General features: G+C 49.2%; 14 protein-coding genes. 10 read left to right on the forward strand and 4 right to left on the reverse strand.

The genetic code is table 11. The features are described from left to right. The first annotated feature begins 214 nt into the window (after positions 1-214). On the forward strand, positions 215-1,417 hold the full coding sequence (locus IDZ20_RS14605) for a class I SAM-dependent rRNA methyltransferase (protein ID WP_188152187.1): 1,203 nt from the start codon (positions 215-217) through the stop codon (positions 1,415-1,417). 200 nt (positions 1,418-1,617) lie between these two features. Here the strand turns inward: IDZ20_RS14605 and mscL are convergent, their stop codons facing one another. After that, positions 1,618-2,022 carry a large-conductance mechanosensitive channel protein MscL gene (gene mscL, locus IDZ20_RS14610; RefSeq protein WP_188152188.1) on the reverse strand — a complete coding sequence of 135 codons (405 nt, stop codon included), beginning with the start codon at positions 2,020-2,022 and terminating at the stop codon, positions 1,618-1,620. A 565-nt stretch (positions 2,023-2,587) separates the two neighbouring features. Between mscL and IDZ20_RS14615 the strand changes: the two genes are divergently transcribed. From IDZ20_RS14615 to IDZ20_RS14635, 5 genes are all read left to right on the forward strand, one after another. Further along, on the forward strand, positions 2,588-3,070 hold the full coding sequence (locus IDZ20_RS14615) for a hypothetical protein (RefSeq protein WP_188152189.1): 483 nt from the start codon (positions 2,588-2,590) through the stop codon (positions 3,068-3,070). A gap of 81 nt (positions 3,071-3,151) precedes the next feature. Continuing rightward, positions 3,152-4,606, forward strand: a complete 1,455-nt coding sequence (locus IDZ20_RS14620) for an efflux RND transporter periplasmic adaptor subunit (RefSeq protein WP_188152190.1) — start codon at positions 3,152-3,154, stop codon at positions 4,604-4,606. Then, positions 4,603-7,749: an efflux RND transporter permease subunit gene (locus tag IDZ20_RS14625; protein WP_188152191.1), complete on the forward strand. Its 3,147-nt coding sequence runs from the start codon at positions 4,603-4,605 to the stop codon at positions 7,747-7,749. Before IDZ20_RS14620 ends, IDZ20_RS14625 begins: the two co-directional genes overlap by 4 nt. Positions 7,750-7,759: 10 nt before the next feature. Next, on the forward strand, positions 7,760-8,053 hold the full coding sequence (locus IDZ20_RS14630) for a DUF4212 domain-containing protein (RefSeq protein WP_188152192.1): 294 nt from the start codon (positions 7,760-7,762) through the stop codon (positions 8,051-8,053). Positions 8,054-8,063: 10 nt separating this feature from the next. Then, a complete protein-coding gene (locus tag IDZ20_RS14635) occupies positions 8,064-9,812 on the forward strand; it encodes a sodium:solute symporter family protein (RefSeq protein ID WP_188152193.1) in 1,749 nt (582 codons plus the stop codon). 194 nt (positions 9,813-10,006) lie between these two features. Here the strand turns inward: IDZ20_RS14635 and IDZ20_RS14640 are convergent, their stop codons facing one another. Further along, positions 10,007-10,729, reverse strand: a complete 723-nt coding sequence (locus tag IDZ20_RS14640; protein ID WP_188152194.1) for a YebC/PmpR family DNA-binding transcriptional regulator — start codon at positions 10,727-10,729, stop codon at positions 10,007-10,009. Positions 10,730-11,149: 420 nt separating this feature from the next. Between IDZ20_RS14640 and IDZ20_RS14645 the strand changes: the two genes are divergently transcribed. The 4 genes from IDZ20_RS14645 (at position 11,150) to IDZ20_RS14660 (ending at position 16,986) form a co-directional block, all read left to right on the forward strand. Beyond that, positions 11,150-13,204 (forward strand): M13 family metallopeptidase, encoded by a 2,055-nt coding sequence (locus IDZ20_RS14645; protein WP_188152195.1) that lies wholly within the window; start codon positions 11,150-11,152, stop codon positions 13,202-13,204. Positions 13,205-13,594: 390 nt separating this feature from the next. Then, positions 13,595-14,500, forward strand: coding sequence for a 30S ribosomal protein S6--L-glutamate ligase (gene rimK / locus IDZ20_RS14650; protein WP_188152196.1), 906 nt, complete (start codon positions 13,595-13,597; stop codon positions 14,498-14,500). Between the two features lie 3 nt (positions 14,501-14,503). Beyond that, a complete protein-coding gene (locus IDZ20_RS14655; RefSeq protein ID WP_188152197.1) occupies positions 14,504-15,517 on the forward strand; it encodes a succinylglutamate desuccinylase/aspartoacylase family protein in 1,014 nt (337 codons plus the stop codon). 134 nt (positions 15,518-15,651) lie between these two features. Then, complete coding sequence (locus IDZ20_RS14660; RefSeq protein WP_188152198.1) at positions 15,652-16,986, forward strand: magnesium transporter; 1,335 nt, start codon at positions 15,652-15,654, stop codon at positions 16,984-16,986. Here the strand turns inward: IDZ20_RS14660 and IDZ20_RS14665 are convergent. Continuing rightward, positions 16,983-18,188: a GAF domain-containing sensor histidine kinase gene (locus tag IDZ20_RS14665; RefSeq protein ID WP_188152199.1), complete on the reverse strand. Its 1,206-nt coding sequence runs from the start codon at positions 18,186-18,188 to the stop codon at positions 16,983-16,985. The genes IDZ20_RS14660 and IDZ20_RS14665 overlap by 4 nt on opposite strands. A 539-nt stretch (positions 18,189-18,727) precedes the next feature. Beyond that, positions 18,728-19,369, reverse strand: a complete 642-nt coding sequence (locus IDZ20_RS14670; RefSeq protein WP_188152200.1) for a putative glycoside hydrolase — start codon at positions 19,367-19,369, stop codon at positions 18,728-18,730. Positions 19,370-19,443: the final 74 nt, after the last annotated feature.

Genomic DNA, 19,443 nt, shown 5'->3' on the forward strand with positions numbered 1-19,443 from the left:
GTACTGGAGTTCTATCGCAAACAGCTAAGTATGTCGACATCCGGTGCTCGACGATTGAGAGTGTAAGAATAGCGAGCCAGAATCTGGTGCGATATGGCCTAAGTGGTTAGGTGCCCCTGTGGGAATACAGGTATACTGCCTGCCGCTGTGGCACATAGCCAAAAGCTTTTAATCGATACTCTTCACACCACTCTTCCCAACAGCAGGCACTCCCTTGACCGATACCCTATCTCTCAGCAAATTACACCTAAACCCGCAGTCTGAACGTCGCATTCGCAAGGGCCATTTGTGGATCTACTCCAACGAAGTGGACACCAAGCGTTCGCCGCTGAATAGTTATGCGGTGGGTGAGCAAGTAATTGTCTGCAGCAGTAAGGGCCAAGAGCTGGGGGTAGCGACACTTAATCCCCACGCATTAATTTGTGGGCGTATTTTTAGTCGCAATTGCAATAAGCGTTTAGGCCTACCGTTTTTTAAGCAGCGTATTAAACAGGCCTTACAGTTGCGCGAAGCTTACTTCAACGAGCCAAGCTATCGATTAGTGTTTGGCGATTCGGATTTCTTGCCCGGTGTTATTGCTGATCGATTTGGCGACTACTTGGTTGTGCAAATTGCCTCGGCAGCAATGGAAGAGCATAAAGACGCACTGTTGCAGGCGTTTCAGAATGTGGTTCAGCCGCTTGGAATTATTTTACAGAACGACCACAGCGCGCGAGCTTTGGAGAATCTACCCAGCTATGTCGAAACCTTAGGCGAAGTGCCGGAAGAGCTTACTCTGGTGGAAAACGGTGTGAAGTTTGTGGTGCCGGCGCAAGGTGGACAAAAAACCGGTTGGTTTTACGATCACCGCTTGAACCGCGCACAGCTGCAAGCTTGGGTGAAGGACAAAACCGTACTCGATGTTTTTTCTTATGTTGGCGGCTGGGGTGTGCAGGCGGCCGTTGCTGGCGCGAGTAAAGTGACCTGTGTGGATGTATCCGAGCAGGCGCTGAATTATGTCGAGCGCAATGCCGAGTTAAATGGCTGTGATGATCGCATGGAAGCGATTGAAGGTAAGGCAATTGATGTCTTAAAAATGTTGGTCGAAGAGGGCGAGAAATTTGACGTGGTCGTGTTAGACCCGCCAGCTTTTATTAAACGTAAGAAAGATCAAAAAGCGGGTGAAGCGGCGTATCGACATATCAATGAGTTGGCGATTCGGTTGCTGCAATCGGGCGGCTTGTTGGTTTCCGGTTCTTGTTCTATGCACCTCGGTGCAGACACGTTACAGGATATTGTTCGTGCAGCTTCAGCCCACTTGGATCGGGATTGCCAATTAGTTTACAGCGGCGGCCAAGGGCCGGATCACCCTGTTCACCCATCCATTGCGGAAACGTCCTATTTGAAGGCGCAGTTTTATCGCGTGCTAACCCGATAATAATTATCTTACCGGTTATGAGCTTAAGTGATATGAATTGTGGTTGTTTATAACTTATAACCAAGTTTGTAGCTAAGCCTAGGGCTAGGTGGGGTAAAGATATCGTTTAACACTGTATTTTTGGTGCTCGCATTCAGGGGGATGAAGACAATCTCTATTTCCCCACTGAATGCGATGTTTCGCTAGAGCTTCGCTAATCGTTACGATTTTGTTTTTAGCAGGTCGCGAATTTCCGTGAGTAGCACTTCTTCTTTTGTAGGAGCAGGAGGCGCTTTGGGGGCAGCTTCTTCTTTCTTCTTTAACGAGTTAATGCCTCTAACCAGCATAAAGATTGCAAAGGCGATAATCGTGAAATCGATAACCGTCTGGAGGAATGCGCCATAACTAATTACAACGGCGGGTGCGTCTCCAACGGCTTCCTTAACGACAAATGCTAAATCGGAAAAGTCTACTCCACCGAGTAGCACACCTATCGGCGGCATGATTACGCCGGACACCAACGAGGTGACAATCTTTCCAAATGCAGCGCCGATAATGATACCTACAGCCATATCGACAACATTGCCCTTTACCGCAAAATCTTTAAATTCTTTGATTACGCTCATTATTTGAATCCTTTTGGGTTGTGTGAAATTTAGGTGTTCAAAATGCCGTTAGCTGGTGCTGAACTCTCCTCCTTTGCGCTGGATTATCTGCGCTTTGAGTATCTCGCAAAATGTTACTGGATTAAAGATATAGATAAGATTAGGGAACAGAAAGTAAGGTTCTATAGATTGACGAGCGACGCGATGCCGCATCGAATGATCATAAAATATTTTAAGGAAATAAAACATGTCGCACTTAACACCACTAAATTGTGGTAGCTTTTTTAGTAAAAAAAGAAGCTGTGCAGAACACCCTTCCTAAGCTACTAAGCGACAGCGAATATAAAGAATTTGGATCGGCAGGCGCTGCTATAAGTGCAACCTAGATAGGCGTTGGAAGTTGGTGAGGGGATGAGCTAAAGGTTAGCGTGAGTTGACGGTTATGGATGCTTGGAGGTTAGGGGTAGGTGGAGGTGATGAAATAGTTATCTGGGCTAATATCCTCGCTTAAGTTGAATTTTTTACCCTATTAGTTTGAATTATTTGGCTAACGCGGTACTCTGATGTGCTATAGCGGAGATTCTGAATGCGTTTTTACTCTATTCGAGCCACATTGTTGCTACTGGCGTTGCTGTCCTACTTAGGGCAGTCAATGGCGGTAATGGCGAGCGTGTGCCCGATGCAGTCTGGACGCAGTATGTCAGTGGGGGTTGCCGTTCATAGCGTCGCAACCGAGTCGACTTCAATTTCTGGCAGTGCTGTTGTGATTGGCGATGGCGCCGAGGCAATGGCCGATCATAGCCATTGCCACCAACAAGCTGTTGCTGGCCGCGCAGCGATGAATACGGCTTCGGGTGACGCGCAAATGGACACCGTCGAATCCGATCAGGCCTGCTGTTGCGCCAGTATGGATTGTTCAGTAAGCAGTTGCTCTGCCGCTACTGGGTTAACCGGCACGCCCTTACCTACTCTTGTTTCCCCGCTTAGTTCGCAGCCTTACGACGCCGTAAGTTTTGATCGTCAAGCGGTACCGCGTTGTTCTCTCTACCGCCCTCCCATTTTCGCCTGATACAGGGCAAATCCGCCCATTGTTAACGATCAGCGCCGCTGATATTTGATTTGATCAACACCGTTAATTTCAGGCAATACCATGAACACATCTCTTAGATTAGCCGCAGTTGCGGTCGTTTCGCTTTTACTTGGCGCCAGCGTCAGTTACTTTTTTTCTTCGAATAAATCAGCTCAAGACAGCGCAGTCGCAGCCGAGAAAGCACCGCTTTATTGGGTCGCGCCGATGGACGCTAACTATCGTCGCGACCAGCCGGGCAAATCACCGATGGGCATGGATCTAGTGCCGGTTTATCAGGAGGCCGAGGCAGATGATCCTGGGGCGGTGAGAATTTCCCCGCAAGTTGTAAACAACCTCGGTGTGCGTACGGCGCGGGTAGAGAAGCGCGTGCTCAACAGTGAAATTCTTACTGTTGGTTATGTGCAATACGACCAAGATCAGTTGGTGCATATTCACCCACGAGTGGCGGGTTGGGTCGAGCAGTTGTTTGTAAAAGCGGCTGGCGATCCAGTACAAAAAGGCGAGCCGTTGTATGCGCTTTATTCGCCGCAATTGGTCAATGCACAAGAAGAGTTCTTGATGGCAACGTCTCGCGATGATGCGCGCTTAGAGGCGGCGGCTGTCAGCCGCTTACAGGCGCTACACATAGACGACCTATTTATTTCACAACTGCGTGCCAGTCGCAAGGTAAAACAACGGGTGTTGTTTCGAGCACCGCAAACCGGGGTGGTGGATAACCTCAATATTCGCGAAGGGTTTTATGTTGAGCCCGGCACTACCATGATGTCGATTGGCACCTTAGCCGAGGTTTGGGTTTTGGCCGAAGTGTTCGAACGCCAAGCTAATTTGGTGAAATTGGGTCAACCGGTAAAAATGCGTTTGGACTATATGCCAGGCCGAGTCTGGTCAGGTCAGGTGGATTACGTTTACCCCACGCTGGACCCAGAGACACGTACGCTGAGAGTACGCTTGCGTTTTAGTAACAACGATAAAGTGTTGCGCCCGAATATGTTTGCGCAAGTGCAGATCCATATTGCGGCAGACGCGCCGGGCATTGTCGTGCCGCGTGCGGCAGTGATTCGTACCGGGCATCAGGATCGAGTAGTTTTGGCGCTGGGCGATGGCCGTTTTAAATCGGTAGAAGTTGTTATAAAGCGCTGGCAAGAAAATTTCGCCGAGGTAAGTGAAGGCTTAAAAGAAGGCGACCTTGTGGTTACGTCGGCACAGTTTTTAATTGATTCCGAATCGAGTAAAGCCTCCGACTTCCTTCGTTACGACAATAGCCCAGAGCCACCAGCAAGTGTTTCAACTCGAGCGGTGATTGATACGGTGATGGCGGGGATGGGTATGGTGAAACTGACCCATCAACCCATACCGGAATGGGATTGGCCAGAAATGACCATGATGTTCATACTTGCCGACGGCATCGATATCGAATCATTAAGCGCGGGAATGAAGGTAAACATTGAAATTCGCAAGCGCGATGATGACTACGAAATTATCGAGCTGAGTGAAGTGGCGGAGGTTGCGCCATGATCGGAGCTATTATTCGCTGGTCGATTCACAACCGCATTCTAGTTTTATTGGCAACGCTAGTGTTGACCCTCGCCGGTATCTATTCGGTAAAGCAAACGCCAGTTGATGCGATACCCGATTTGTCTGATGTGCAAGTCATCATAAAAACCTCCTACCCAGGACAGGCGCCGCAGGTGGTGGAAGACCAGGTCACCTACCCCTTAACCAGTGCCATGCTATCGGTTCCCGGAGCAGTGACGGTGCGCGGCTATTCATTTTTTGGCGACTCCTATGTGTATGTCATCTTTGATGAAAAGACCGACATCTATTGGGCGCGCTCACGTGTATTAGAATATCTAAGTCAAGTTAGCCCTTCGCTGCCGGCGACGGCGAGACCGCAGTTAGGGCCAGACGCGAGCGGTGTTGGTTGGGTATATCTTTACGCCTTAACCGATAAAACCGGCCAGCACGATCTCAGCCAGCTGCGCAGCATTCAAGATTGGTTTTTAAAATACGAACTGCAAACCTTGCCCGGCGTTGCCGAAGTGGCAAGCGTTGGCGGCATGGTCAAACAGTATCAAATTACCGTGCAACCAGAAAAACTTCGCGCCTTTGGCATTCCACTAAATCATATTCAAACCGCGATTCAACAGGCTAATCAAGAGGTCGGCGCCTCGGTGGTAGAAATGGCCGAAGCTGAATATATGGTGCGCGCTCGCGGTTACATAAAAAACACCCACGATATTGGCAATATTCCCTTGGGCGTTAATAACAATGGAGCGCCGCTGTTATTAAAAGACGTGGCCGATATTGGTTTGGGGCCACAAATGCGTCGCGGTGTAGCCGAGCTTAATGGTGAAGGTGAAACCGTTGGCGGAATTGTGGTGATGCGCTATGGAGAAAATGCTAAGGCGACTATTGATGCAGTCAAAGCAAGATTACAGGTTTTGCAAAAAAGTTTACCAGCGGGTGTTGAAGTTGTGCCCGTCTATGACCGTTCTAACCTTATTGAGCGTGCGGTGGAAAACCTGTGGCACAAATTAATAGAAGAACTGCTAATGGTTTCGTTAGTGTGTTTTGTATTTCTATTTCATCTGCGCTCATCGGTAGTGGCGATGATCAGTTTACCGCTGGGCATACTCACCGCCTTTATCGTGATGCACTTGCAGGGCTTAAATGCCAATATCATGTCCCTGGGGGGCATAGCAATTGCGATTGGAGCCATGGTTGATGGCGCAATAGTATTGATCGAAAACCTTCACAAGCATTTAGAGCGAGCGGCAGAAAAAGGTGAAATTAGCGAGCAGCGACGTTGGCAGATAGTTGCGGAGTCGGCGACTGAAGTTGGCCCTGCATTATTCTTTAGCCTGTTAATTATTACCGTGAGCTTTTTACCGGTGTTCACCTTAGAAGCCCAAGAGGGCCGACTATTTGCGCCGTTAGCCTTTACTAAAACCTATGCCATGGCTGCAGCCGCGGGCTTAGCCATCACACTTATTCCCGTGTTAATGGGCTATTTTGTGCGCGGTAAAATATTACCGGAACAGGCCAATCCGATTAATCGAGTGTTAATGGCCTTATACACGCCGGTACTTAGCACCCTGCTGCGTTATCCAAAAATAACCTTATTGTTGGCGCTGCTAACCATGTTATCGGCCTACTACCCGTTGCAGCGAATAGGCAGTGAATTTATGCCGCCGCTAGATGAGGGCGACCTTATGTATATGCCAACCACCTATCCCGGTATTTCAATTGGTAAAGCGCGTGAACTATTACAGCAAACAGACAAGTTAATCCGCACTGTACCCGAAGTGGAAACGGTTTTTGGCAAGGTCGGCCGCGCCGAAACGGCGACCGATCCAGCGCCATTGACTATGATCGAAACCTTTATTCAGCTAAAACCGCGCAGTGAGTGGCGGGCCGGTGTCACTACCGAGAGCTTGAAAAAAGAATTAAATAAGTTGGTGACCTTTCCGGGTGTGTCTAACGCCTGGGTAATGCCCATTAAAACGCGAATCGATATGCTGGCCACAGGTATAAAAACGCCGCTGGGTATTAAAGTGGCGGGTGCCGATATCGAAACTATTCAAGCAATTGGCTTGCGATTAGAAGAGATTCTGCAACCGCTTGAAGGCACGGCTTCGGTTTACTCCGAACGCGTTGCTGGTGGCCGCTACTTAGATGTTGAAATCGATCGTGGTCGCGCTGCGCGCTATGGGTTAAATATTGCGGAAATCCAGCAGGTGATCGCCACCGCGATTGGCGGTATGAATGTAGCCCAAACCATAGAGGGCCGCGAGCGCTATCCGATCAATTTGCGTTACCCACAGACCTATCGCGATTCGCCGGAGCGTTTAGAGCTACTGCCTATTGTGACGCCATCCGGTATGACCCTGACCTTAAGTGACGTTGCGACTATCACCATTACCGCCGGCGCACCAGCCATTAAAAGTGAGAACGCTCAAATTAACGGTTGGACACTGGTTGATATTGAGGGTGTGGATATCGGCAGCTACGTAAAGTCGGCACAACAAGTGGTGGCGGAGCAGCTAGAGCTACCGCCAGGCTATTCGATTCGCTGGGCAGGTCAGTACGAATATATGGAGCGAGCCAAAGCGCGACTTCTATTTGTAGTGCCGATAACCTTAGCGATTATTGTTTTTTTACTCTACTTGAGTTTTCGCCAAGTTATGCCGGTTGTCATTCTGATGGGAAGTTTACCTTTCGCCCTGCTTGGCAGTGTGTGGCTAATGTATTGGCTGCGCTTTGACTGGTCTGTTGCGGTAGCCGTTGGTGCGATTGCCTTGGCGGGGGTAGCGGTAGAAACCGGGGTGATTATGTTGGTGTATCTGGACCAAGCTTGTCGCGCACTGGATCAACAGGGCGCCGCACAAAATAGACAGCCAGATCGAACCGAGTTACGCGCCGCGGTAATCGAAGGCGCCTGCGCTCGCTTGCGTCCAAAAATTATGACCGCTGGCTCCACCATCGTTGGCCTGTTGCCAATATTGTATGCCACTGGTACCGGTGCCGAAGTTATGAGCCGTCTCGCTGCACCAATGGTGGGAGGCATGGTGAGCTCGGTACTTTTAACCCTATTAGTCTTGCCGGTAGTGTATTTATTGTGGCGTCAGATCTGTTACCCTTCCGCAAAAGAAGAATAAGGAGGCGGCGATGACTGCTAGCAGTACCAATGATTTAGATATCACCAAAAATTTAGAGAACCGCAAACGGGCCTATTGGCGAGCCAACGTCAAGTTGATGCTGATTTTGCTTTGTGTTTGGTTTGTTATTTCTTACCTATGCGGCATCTTGCTAGTAGAACAGCTGAACGCTATCCGTATAGGCGGCTATAAGCTTGGTTTTTGGTTTGCGCAGCAGGGCTCGATGTATGGCTTTGTGGTAATCGTTTTTATCTATTCCCGTCGCATGTCCGCGCTGGATAAACAATTCGGCTTAGACGACTAAGGAGCGACCGGTGGATTTACAAACCCTAACTTTTATTATTGTAGGTATTACCTTTGCGGTTTACGTAGGCATCGCTTTTTGGGCGCGCGCAGGTTCTACCCATGAATTTTACGTTGCCGGTGGCGGTGTTCACCCCGTTGCCAATGGCATGGCGACAGCGGCGGATTGGATGTCGGCGGCATCGTTTTTATCTATGGCTGGGCTTATCGCCTTTTATGGCTACGGCGGCAGCGTATTTCTAATGGGCTGGACTGGCGGTTACGTATTGTTGGCGATGTTACTGGCGCCCTACCTGCGTAAGTACGGCAAGTTTACCGTGCCGGAATTTATTGGCGATCGCTACTATTCTAAGGCCGCGCGTATTGTTGCGGTTGTCTGCTTAATCGTCGCTTCTGTTACCTATGTTATCGGTCAAATGAAGGGCGTCGGTGTTGCCTTTTCTCGCTTTCTGGAAGTGGATTACGGCACCGGTTTGGTCGTGGGTATGAGCATTGTATTTGTCTACGCTGTTATGGGCGGTATGAAAGGTATTACCTATACCCAAATTGCCCAGTATTGCGTGTTGATTTTTGCCTATACCATTCCCGCGATCTTTATATCCCTGCAGCTTACCGGCAACCCGATACCGCAATTGGGTTTGGGGTCGACCTTAACCGGGTCGGACACCTATCTACTCGATAAGCTCGATTTAATTGTCACCGACCTCGGTTTCGACCAATACACTACAAGTGCGAGATTAAGTACGGTGAACACCTTCGCCTACACCCTCTCGCTGATGATTGGCACCGCCGGGTTACCCCACGTGATCATTCGCTTCTTCACCGTTAAAAAAGTTAGCGATGCGCGCAAGTCGGCCTTTTGGGCCTTGGTGTTTATCGTGATTCTTTACTCTACTGCGCCTGCGGTTGCGGCTATGGCACGTTTAAATCTGCACCAGACCATTTCTCCAGAAGCCGGTCAGCAGCTCGCCTATGAAGACCGCCCTAGCTGGTTTAAAAAATGGGAAAAAACTGGTCTGCTGGAGTTTAAAGACAAAAACGATGACGGTTTGATTACCTATACCGCCGACCCAGCCGAGAATGAAATGGTTAAAGTCGACCGCGATATTATGGTTTTGGCTAACCCCGAAATCGCCCAGTTGCCCAATTGGGTGATTGCGTTGGTCGCTGCCGGGGGCTTGGCTGCGGCCTTATCGACTGCAGCGGGTTTACTATTGGCGATTGCGTCGGCGATTTCACACGATCTATTAAAAGGCGTGTTGTTACCGAATATTTCCGAGAAGCAGGAGCTGAATGCCAGCCGTATTGCTATGGCCGGCGCTATTGCCGTGGCCGGGTATCTCGGCTTTAACCCGCCCGATTTTGCGGCGGGTACGGTTGCGCTCGCATTTGGTTTGGCGGCTTCGTCGATATTTCCCGCCTTGATGATGGGCATTTTTAGCAAGCGTATAAACCGCGAAGGCGCCATTGCCGGTATGTTAACCGGCTTGGTGATCACCTTGCTTTACGTGTTTCAGCACAAGGGCATCATGTTTGTCGCCAGCACCTCGTTCCTTGGTGATATGCCAGCGAATTGGTTTTTCGGTATTGAGCCAAATGCCTTTGGTGTGATTGGTGCGGTTGCCAACTTCGCGGTAGCTTTTGCAGTATCGGCCGTAACCAAAGCCCCGCCACAAGATGTGCAAGATATGGTGGAAGAAATTCGAATGCCAGACCACGCGGGTGCACCGGTTGAAATCGAACAGAGTCTAGATCACTAGAGAATGTTCCTAGGGTTAGTTGTCCTGTTTGCGTAGTTTGCAGTTAGGCAATAAAAGCTGGGGCACAAAAAAGCCGGTTGCTTCCCTTGTTAAGGGTAAGCAACCGGCTTTTTATTTACAGTATGTATCCTAAGCTACGATACCTCGATGGTGCATACCTAGCTGCAATAGTCTTACGCTAGAGATTAGTGCGCTTAACTAGGGGCATCAGCGTTGTGGTAAACCTCTTGCACGTCGTCACAGTCGTTAAGTAGATCCACCAGCTTATCGAGCATAGCGGTATCTTCTTCATTCAGCTCGGCGTAGGTTTGTGGAATAAAGGTAATTTCCTCTACTTCAATATCGAGTTCTGGGAAGGCGTCGGCTAGCGCCGTTTTGGTTTTATAGAACTCGGTGTGAGGTGCCAGCACGGTAATAATGCCATCTTCATTTTCAATTTCGGCTACGTCGACATCGTCTTCCATCAAGGCTTCGAGAACAGCGTCTTCATCGTCATGCTTAAAAGAAAATACCGCGCGATGGTCAAACATGTGGGCGACTGCACCCTGCGCACCAATTTTTGCTTTCGCCTTATTGAAGCAGGTGCGAACATCGCCAAAGGTACGATTGTTGTTGTCGGTTAAGCAGTCGACAATGATCATACAGTTGCCGGGGCCAAACCCCTCAAAACGTACGGTTACGAAATCTTCACCACCACCACCACGAGCTTTATCAATCGCCTTATCAATAATATTACCGGGCACCTGATTCTTTTTCGCCTTTTCTATCAAGCGGCGCAGGCTGAGATTGCTGTCTACTTCTGGGCCGCCGTTCTTGGCGCAAACGTAAATTTCTTTACCGAATTTAGAGTAGAGTTTGGTCTTCATGGCCCCTGTTTTGGCCATGGAGGCCTTGCGGTTTTCGTATGTTCGTCCCATGGGTTGGCTCTTCTATTGCTGGTTTTGTAACAAAGGGTGTTTGAGAACACCTTGTGAAAGGCGGGAATTATGACGTTAAATCGCAGCCGCGTTAAGCCCTGCGTCATAATCGGCGGGTTTCGGCGCCTATCCTATTGTGTTCGGCGGTTTAAGGTAAGTGCTTTCGGCGCAATTTAGCGGTGCGCTAAGTTAGTATATGGCTATAGCACAATGCGGATGTCGCTATTTCCCAAGACCGGCGAAGTATGCAAAACTCGCTCGGCGGCACTTTTGTGGGGGTTGAAGGTCGAACCTGCGGAGAGGATCGCGTCTGGCGCTGTCTACTAGAGGCTTAATGCGCCACTGGTCGTAGCAGGGAATATCCAGCTGCACTAAATAGTCAGTAGAACCCATGCCTAATTGAAAAAAGGAGAATACGGAATGACCCTAAAGCAGTTTTTTGCAGCCAATCTACTCGCCCTAGCGATTGTTGGTTGTAGTCAGCAGAGTCAACACAAGATGGAGGCCGATCACACCGCGCAGGCGCAGTACGGCAATTGGGGCATCGACCTCAGTGGTATGGATCTTAGTGTCGCGCCAGGTGACGACTTCCACCGCTACGCCAGTGGCAGTTGGTTAAACAATTATGAAATTCCCGCTGATCGCGCTCGTTATGGGGTGTTTGATATTCTTAACCAGAAGTCTGATGAGCAGGTAAAAGCTATTATTCAAGAGCTGGGTGATAGCGATGCCAAGGCTGGGACTTTGGCGCAAAAAGTTGGTGATTTCTACGCCACTTGGATGGATACCGACACCACTGATCAGCTAGGACTAACGACCCTAAAACCCCACTTCGATAAGATTACTGCGATTAGTTCTCGTGCCGACTTGATCAACATGCTGGGTAGCCTACACAGCGCAGCGCCGTTCGGTTTTGGAATTATTCCCGATCCAGCAGATTCTTCTCAATACATCGTGATTGGTTATCAGGCCGGTTTAGGTTTGCCGAATCGCGACTACTATCTGAAACAAGAGCAGCGTTTTGCCGATTATCGCAGCGCCTATATTGCTTACATTACCCAGATGCAAGCCCTCGCAGGTATTGATAATGCCGAGCAAAAAGCCAAAGCCATATTCGCATTAGAAAAACAGTTGGCCGAAGTGCAGTGGAGTGAGGAAGATAATCGCGAGCTGGAAAAAATCTATAACCCTATGAGCAAACAGCAGTTGATGGAATTGGCGCCAGCGATGGATTGGAACGCATTCTTTCAGCCCAGCGGTTTAGGTGCTGTCGACAACTTAGTGATTATGCAGCCGAGTACTTTTACCGCCTCCGCAGAACTTGTTAACAGCGTTGACTTGGAATTGTGGAAGGACTACCTACGTTTTCACTTTGTAAACAACCACGCCTGGGAATTACCACAAGCGTTTGAAGTAGCCCGTTTTGACTTTTATGACAAAACCTTAAAAGGCATCGAGCAGCAAAAACCACGCTGGCAGCGCGGCGCCGATTTAATCAATAGCAGCCTCGGCGAGGCTGTAGGCAAAATCTATCTAAAGCGTCACTTCCCGCCTATCGCAAAAACCAAAATGGATGAGCTGGTAGAAAATCTGCGCGAAGTATTGCAGGAGCGCCTGGCCAATAACGATTGGATGGATGCGCCGACAAAAAAACAGGCACTGCTAAAGCTGTCGACCTTTGAACCACGCATTGGCTACCCCACCAAGTGGACGGATTATTCAACCCTAGAAATTGTCAAAGGCGACCGCATGGGTAACGCCTTGCGTATGACCGAGTTTGAATGGGCGTTGGATTTAAAACGACTAGAGGGCCCTGTCGATCGCGATGAATGGCACTGGCCGCCACAAGTTGTCAACGCGTCATATAACCCATTGCTGAATCAGCTAACCTTTCCCGCCGGAATATTGCAGGCGCCGTTCTTTGATTTAAATGCCGACCCTGCCGTGAACTACGGTGCAATTGGCGGTGTTATTGGTCATGAAATGGGTCACGGTTTTGATGACCAAGGGCGCAAGTTTGACGAGCGCGGTCGGATCCGCGATTGGTGGACGGAAGAGTCAGCCTCCCACTTTAAAAAGGAAGCCGACAAATTAGTTGCGCAATACAATCAATATTCGCCGATTGAAGGCATGAATGTAAACGGCACCCTTACTCTAGGTGAAAACATAGGCGACCTTGGTGGCGTGGAAATCGCTTACGCTGCATTCCAACGTTATAAGGCGGAGCATGGTGAGCCACCGGTTCTTGATGGCTTAACGGGTGACCAACGATTCTTTTTGTCGTGGGCACATGTATGGCGCGCCAAGGCTCGTGAAGAGGCGTTGTCGCAGCAGCTATTAACCGATCCGCACAGCCCCGCTCAATATCGTGTTAATGGCGTAGTGCGCAATATCGATGCTTGGTACCAAGCCTTTAATGTTGGTCCAGATAACGCTTTATATCTACCGCCAGAAGAGCGCGTCTCTATTTGGTAAGATTTGTTAATCGTCGTCAGAGCCGGCGTGGGTAGGTCCCTTGTGGAAGGGCTACCCGCGTCGTTTTCGGCAAAATTTGCAGCCGTCGTTTATTAACAAAAAAGCATGCCGCATAGCTCAAAACAACATAGTCATCGCCAATAAAATCTGAAACAATGCCGCCTTCTTTGCTAAGCTTTAGAGGCGCTCTAGTTAGATACCAATAAACGCCAAAACAGAGCTTAAAATCGAGCTTGTAAACTTGTAAAAGAGTGCTGCACAGCCGTAATTCAAAACGGTAGTCTAGGGCGGCATTTTAATAATTCCAGAAACTCCCACCTATTTTCGATGTCCCCGCCGCTGTAAAACAGACGCTGGGTTTTGAGCCTATTCAAATATCAGGATCTTGCCATGAAAATTGCGATACTCAGCAGAAATGAAAATCTTTACTCTACTCGCCGCTTAAAAGAAGCTGGCGAGGCACGCGGTCATGAGGTAGATGTTATTGACACCCTACACTGCTACATGGACATTACTAGCAGCAACCCCACCGTGCGCTATTACGGTGAAGAACTCCCCGCTTACGACGCCGTTATTCCTCGTATTGGCGCCTCCGTTACATTTTATGGAACGGCAGTGGTACGCCAGTTTGAAATGATGGGAACCTTTTGTGTAAATGAATCGGTTGCCATCAGTCGTTCGCGTGACAAGTTGCGTTCGTTACAACTGTTGTCACGCAAGGGCGTAGGTCTGCCGCGCACCGGGTTTGCCAATCGCCCGGACAAAATTAAAGACTTAATTAAAAATGTCGGCGGCGCACCTTTGGTTGTTAAGTTGCTTGAGGGTACACAGGGCATTGGTGTGGTACTGGCGGATACTAATAAAGTTGCCGAGAGTGTGATCGAAGCCTTTATGGGTCTAAAAGCGAACATCTTAGTTCAGGAGTTTATTAAAGAAGCTGGCGGTGCCGACATCCGCTGCTTTGTTGTTGGCAGCCGCGTGGTCGCCGCCATGAAACGTCAGGGGGCCGAAGGCGATTTTCGATCCAACTTACACCGCGGCGGTTCGGCAGAAGTTATTCGCCTCAGTAAAGAAGAGCGTGCAACGGCTGTTAACGCGGCAAAAATTATGGGCTTGAATGTATGCGGGGTTGATATCTTGCAATCCAATAATGGCCCGGTGGTTATGGAGGTCAACTCGTCGCCTGGCTTAGAGGGTATCGAGACAGCAACCGACAAAGATGTGGCAGGTTTGATCTTTGAGTTTATCGAAAAATCCGCCAAACCGAACAACAATAAGACCCGCGGAAAAGGTTAAGTCATGACAAGTATTACCATCGCTGGGCAAACCATTGCAGCAGATAAAACGGCGCAGATACACCTGCCCGCGATTCGCCTATATACGGATACCGATATTTCTATTCCGATTCAGGTTATTACCGGTAAAAAGAAAGGCCCCGTGGTATTTGTAAGTGCTGCCGTACATGGTGATGAGTTAAACGGCATCGAAATTATTCGCCGGCTGAACCAGCACCCGCGCTTAAAAATTTCCGCTGGGGCGTTGATTTTAGTTCCTATGGTAAATGTCTACGGCGTGCTCAACCAAAGTCGATATATGCCCGATCGACGGGATTTGAATCGGTGTTTTCCCGGCTCGGAAAAGGGCCCGCTTGCGGGGCGTGTTGCCAATATTTTTCTTAACGAAATTGTTAATAAAAGTGACTATGGCATCGATCTGCATACAGGTGCGATTCATCGCACTAACTTACCGCAAATTCGCGCCGATTTGGACGACCCAGAAACCCGTAATCTCGCCGAACAGTTCGGGGTGCCGGTTTTAATAAATTCCACCACGCGTGATGGTTCGCTGCGACAGTCTGCCGTGGAGGCCGGGAAAAAAATTCTACTCTACGAAGCCGGTGAAGCGTTACGATTTGACGAGCTGGCCATTGCCGCTGGCGTCAACGGGGTGATTAATATTCTCAAGCACCTCGGTATGACCAATATGCGCCGCGGTAAAAAGAAGATAACGCCTTTTGTAGCCTATAATTCGGGTTGGTTTCGCGCTAATGCTAGCGGTATCGTGCGGAGCTTAAAGAATTTGGGTGATGCTGTTGAGGCCGACGATGTGTTGGCCGAGATCGGCGGGCCACTTGGCGAGGTGTTAAGCCTTGTTAAAGCAACACGGCGCGGCATTGTTATAGGTAAGCAAAATATTCCCTTGGTACAGGAGGGTGATGCCTTGTACCACATTGCCTATTTTGGCAAAGAGGGTGATGAAGTTGCCGAGCATATTGAATTGATGCAAGATTTGTATGCACCCGAGATTTTTTAGCGCCGGCAGTCCCAACTTGCTAGAGATGTAACAACTAATAACCTAGTGAGTTGCAGTGAAACACTTGGTAGTAGTGAAATAATTAACAGTAAGCGAATAGCACCTAACGAGCAGGACTAATTAAGCGAGAGTTGATGACTGAAGAGCTGGATGAGAAGTTAGAGTCAAGTATCGAAGTTCCGGAAAGCGTCAGTGACGCCCTGTCACAGGCGCTGACCGATGAGGACTTTGGTCAAGCCGCGCTGGTGCTGGAGTCGTTACCCCACGAGCAGCGTTTGCTTGCCTGGGATGAAATCCCCGACCACAAACGTCTAAATGTTCTTGTTGAGCTGCGCGGTGAATCGCAGAAGTTATTGATTCGCGAATTGCCAGAACCTGTGCTGCTTGAACTGTTCGCCGATATGGAGGCGGAAGATCTACTCGAACTGGCCGATGCCCTGCCCGGTCGTTTAATTGATAAAGCTTTGGCGAGTATGGATCAACGCCAGCGCTCGTTTTATGATTCTGCACAGAAGTACGATGACGACCAGGTCGGTCACTGGTTGAATCGCCAAATTTTGGTAGTACCGCAAAACACCCACACTTCGGAATCTTTGCGCGTGTTGCGACGCGAAGTGCCCGACCACACCGAGGTGTTGTATCTCGCCAATCGTATTGGCCACTGGACAGGCTGTGTACTGATAACCGACATTATTACCGCGCCGGATCACCGTTTAATTTCCGAGTTGCGTCTAGATGAATATCCGACCTTATCCGCGGATATGGATATTGTTGAGGCGTCGCTGAAAGTCGTGCGCTCCGGTTATGCTGCTTTACCCGTATTGGATAGCACTGGCTTGCTGTTGGGGCGTTTGGATATTCGTACTGCGAGTGAAGTTATTCAGGAAGATGCCGAATCCAAAATTATGGCTGGCGCAGGTTTGGCTGAAGATGCAGATTTGTTCGCGCCGGTTCGCCGCAGTGCAGAAACTCGCGCTATTTGGCTGGGTATCAACCTGCTAACCGCGCTGTTGGCGTCTTGGTTTATCGGGCTGTTTGAAGCAACCCTTGAGAAAGTTGTGGTATTGGCTGTGCTGATGCCGGTGGTCGCGTCTATGGGCGGCATCGCCGGTAGTCAAACTCTTACGCTGATTGTGCGTGGCTTGGCGCTTGGCCAAATTTCTCGTTTGAATATGGCGGCACTATTGAGCAAAGAAGTTCGGGTTGGCTGGCTAAATGGCGTGTTGTGGGCGCTTGTTATTGGCGTGGTGGTTGCGGTCTGGTTTGGAAATATTCCACTTGGCTTTGTGATTGGCGGTGCGATTATCACCAATATTGTGACCGCAGCGGTCTCCGGCGTACTCATCCCAATTGTGCTTGATAAGTTAGAGATTGACCCTGCGCTTAGTGGAGCGGTAATCCTAACCACCGTTACCGACGTGGTTGGATTTGTCGCCTTCCTAGGCTTGGGAACCATCATTTTGACCTAGGCTTTTGGCAGCGACAATACGATGCGTGCTCCCTTCTGGTAACGTCTATCTAACCATATTTTACCGTTTTGCTTTATAGCGAAGTCGTAACAGAGCTGTAAACCTAGGCCAGTACCCGTTTCGCCACAAGTCCCTAATTGGCTGTCTAAAGGTGTCGTAAAAAGCTTGTCAATTAGTGCTGCAGGTACGCCGGTACCTTCATCGCTTACCGCGATTTCTATTGTCGCGGGGTTATCTCCTGCGGCGGCTACATCGCTGACTTCAACTACAATTTCGCCGTTCGCGCTCGAGTATTTAATAGCATTGGCGATAAGGTTACGAAGTATGGCTTTGCTGAGGGTTTCATCACAGAGTGCGGCCATATTTTCAGGGGTTTTCGCTACAAAACGAAGCTTTTTGATACTAAAGGCATCTTTTAACAACAGATGTGCATCATCAACTAATTCGCTAACGAGCGTTGCTTTGGGTTGAGGAGCTTTACCTAGGTTGTTAGATGACCACTGCAGTAACTCATCCAAGGTTTGAAATACGTCGAGCGAGCCCTGCCAAATACCTTTGGCCATAATACTGACCCGGCTTGGATCCATAGTGTCTAGTTTCGTCGCTAAGGCTTTGGCATAGCCAAGGATAAAATTGAATGGCCCGCGCAAATCGTGAGCAATAGTCGAAAGGAGTTTTTCTCGCTCACGGCCAATAAGCTCTAATTGACGGTTTCTTGAGCGCAAATCGAGTTGGCTAATGACCTGCCGAGCCAATACCTGCAAGGCTTGACGTTGCTGGCTAGTAAGTTTCATCGGTTGGTCGCTAATTACACACAAGGTGCCAATCGGCAGCTGTTCGGATGTAATAAGCGGTGCGCCAGCGTAAAAGCGAATATTGGGGGCGCCAGTGACAAGAGGGTTGTCGGAGAAACGCTTGTCTGAAAGTGTATCTTCAACTTCAAAAATACCGTCTTCAAGTATGGCGTGTGCGCAAAACGCTAAAGATCTGGGGGTTTCGCTGGCGTCTAGGCCGGTTCGAGACTTAAACCACTGGCGTTCGCTATCTACTAGGCTAACCAGTGATATAGGCGTATCACAGATACTGCTAGCTAACGCTGTTAGTTCGTCAAAAGATTGCTCCGCTTCTGTGTCCAGCACAAGGTAATCAAGCAGGGCTTGTAGCCGAAGCTGTTCTTGGGGGTGTTTGGCTGCGCTTTGCATAATGTCTGCGTTAAATTAAATCGATGACTGATAGCCTAACTATAGCTGTAGACTAGACTAACAGCCGGATTCGTTTGATAAATGATCAACAAATAATTATCCGATCAGCACTTTGGTAGATATAAGTGCAAACGGATTTAGAGAATGGGTTGAAGTAGCTTGCAGGAAGGGAAGCGATGGAATACGCGTGTATTGTTGATATTAGCGCTGAGGGGAGACGAACTGTGATCTGTGTCACGTCGCAATTTGCGCTTTATCCTGAATTGGGACGATTTTCAGGTCGAAGAATTGATAAATTTGAACTCAGCTAGGCAATCGACAGGAGTCAATTGTTTAGCGGCGGTGCTTAGTGGGCAGATTTCTTCCGCTGGCACCCCCCTCGATTGCGGGCGGGCTTGCCCAATCGCAATCAAACAAACAGAGCCAACTATTGGCTCTGTTTGTGACTTGAAGCGGACAAACTTCTGGCGGGGTTTGTCCGCTTTCTTTTTGCGGGTTTATAAAAGCTTACTCAATAGTCGTTTGCGACCTACAGAGAGTTACTCTGCGCAACCAGTTTCGCCAGGCGGTAGTCGCTCCAAACGCACATTGGCGATGGCCGCGGTCATCTTGCCCTCAGTACTAAGCATCAGTGGCCCGGTGATTTTTGAAAGGTCGAAATCGTCACTGGTAAAGCAGTTAAGGGGGATTGGGAAGGTAAACCACTCTTTTTTCGGATAGCTGCGCAATTGCTTGGAAATGTTGAGTTCCGCGCGGCAGGGGTAACCACAGTCCATTCCGACCATCACTGGTTTTTTTGACATGGTGTCGATACGAATATCAAAGGTGAGTGCAGCGGCATCTTTTGCGGCACTAATGTCAACGGGAGCGCCACCACCTAAGGTGAGTTGCCCCTTCTTCTTTTTGCGGCTCCACTCAACCAGAATGGCGTCGCCTTCTCCGCGGTAGTTGGTGGGCGAGATACTCACTTTGCTTCCAGTCGACGTGGCGGTCAGATTCTTGGCTTGAACACCGCCCCAGTTATCGGGATCACTTACGCTAAACGAGCGATTACCAACCAGCTCGCCATTATAGTAATAGAAGAATAGTGGGTTTAAAGCCGTTTTAGCGTCATCCTTGGCTGTTTCTGCTGCGCTTATGCTGGGCGTCAATGCCGCACAGGTGACAAATCCAAAAAGCATTGAATATGCTTTGATCCGTCGTGAAAAGTAGCCAATCATAGTGAATTTCCTCTAACTAAGTTGTATTTTTATTG

Origin of the sequence: Teredinibacter waterburyi, from assembly GCF_001922985.1 — a bacterium.
Classification (GTDB): domain Bacteria; phylum Pseudomonadota; class Gammaproteobacteria; order Pseudomonadales; family Cellvibrionaceae; genus Teredinibacter; species Teredinibacter waterburyi.

Bases quoted from the DNA above. Each gene is read 5' to 3' on its own strand.
- IDZ20_RS14655 (WP_188152197.1), top strand. From the start codon at position 14,504: ATGACAAGTATTACCATCGCTGGGCAAACCATTGCAGCAGATAAAACG.
- rimK (WP_188152196.1), top strand. From the start codon at position 13,595: ATGAAAATTGCGATACTCAGCAGAAATGAAAATCTTTACTCTACTCGC.
- IDZ20_RS14640 (WP_188152194.1), bottom strand. From the start codon at position 10,729: ATGGGACGAACATACGAAAACCGCAAGGCCTCCATGGCCAAAACAGGG.
- IDZ20_RS14620 (WP_188152190.1), top strand. From the start codon at position 3,152: ATGAACACATCTCTTAGATTAGCCGCAGTTGCGGTCGTTTCGCTTTTA.
- IDZ20_RS14665 (WP_188152199.1), bottom strand. From the start codon at position 18,188: ATGCAAAGCGCAGCCAAACACCCCCAAGAACAGCTTCGGCTACAAGCC.
- IDZ20_RS14645 (WP_188152195.1), top strand. From the start codon at position 11,150: ATGACCCTAAAGCAGTTTTTTGCAGCCAATCTACTCGCCCTAGCGATT.
- IDZ20_RS14615 (WP_188152189.1), top strand. From the start codon at position 2,588: ATGCGTTTTTACTCTATTCGAGCCACATTGTTGCTACTGGCGTTGCTG.
- IDZ20_RS14630 (WP_188152192.1), top strand. From the start codon at position 7,760: ATGACTGCTAGCAGTACCAATGATTTAGATATCACCAAAAATTTAGAG.
- mscL (WP_188152188.1), bottom strand. From the start codon at position 2,022: ATGAGCGTAATCAAAGAATTTAAAGATTTTGCGGTAAAGGGCAATGTT.
- IDZ20_RS14625 (WP_188152191.1), top strand. From the start codon at position 4,603: ATGATCGGAGCTATTATTCGCTGGTCGATTCACAACCGCATTCTAGTT.
- IDZ20_RS14660 (WP_188152198.1), top strand. From the start codon at position 15,652: ATGACTGAAGAGCTGGATGAGAAGTTAGAGTCAAGTATCGAAGTTCCG.
- IDZ20_RS14670 (WP_188152200.1), bottom strand. From the start codon at position 19,369: ATGCTTTTTGGATTTGTCACCTGTGCGGCATTGACGCCCAGCATAAGC.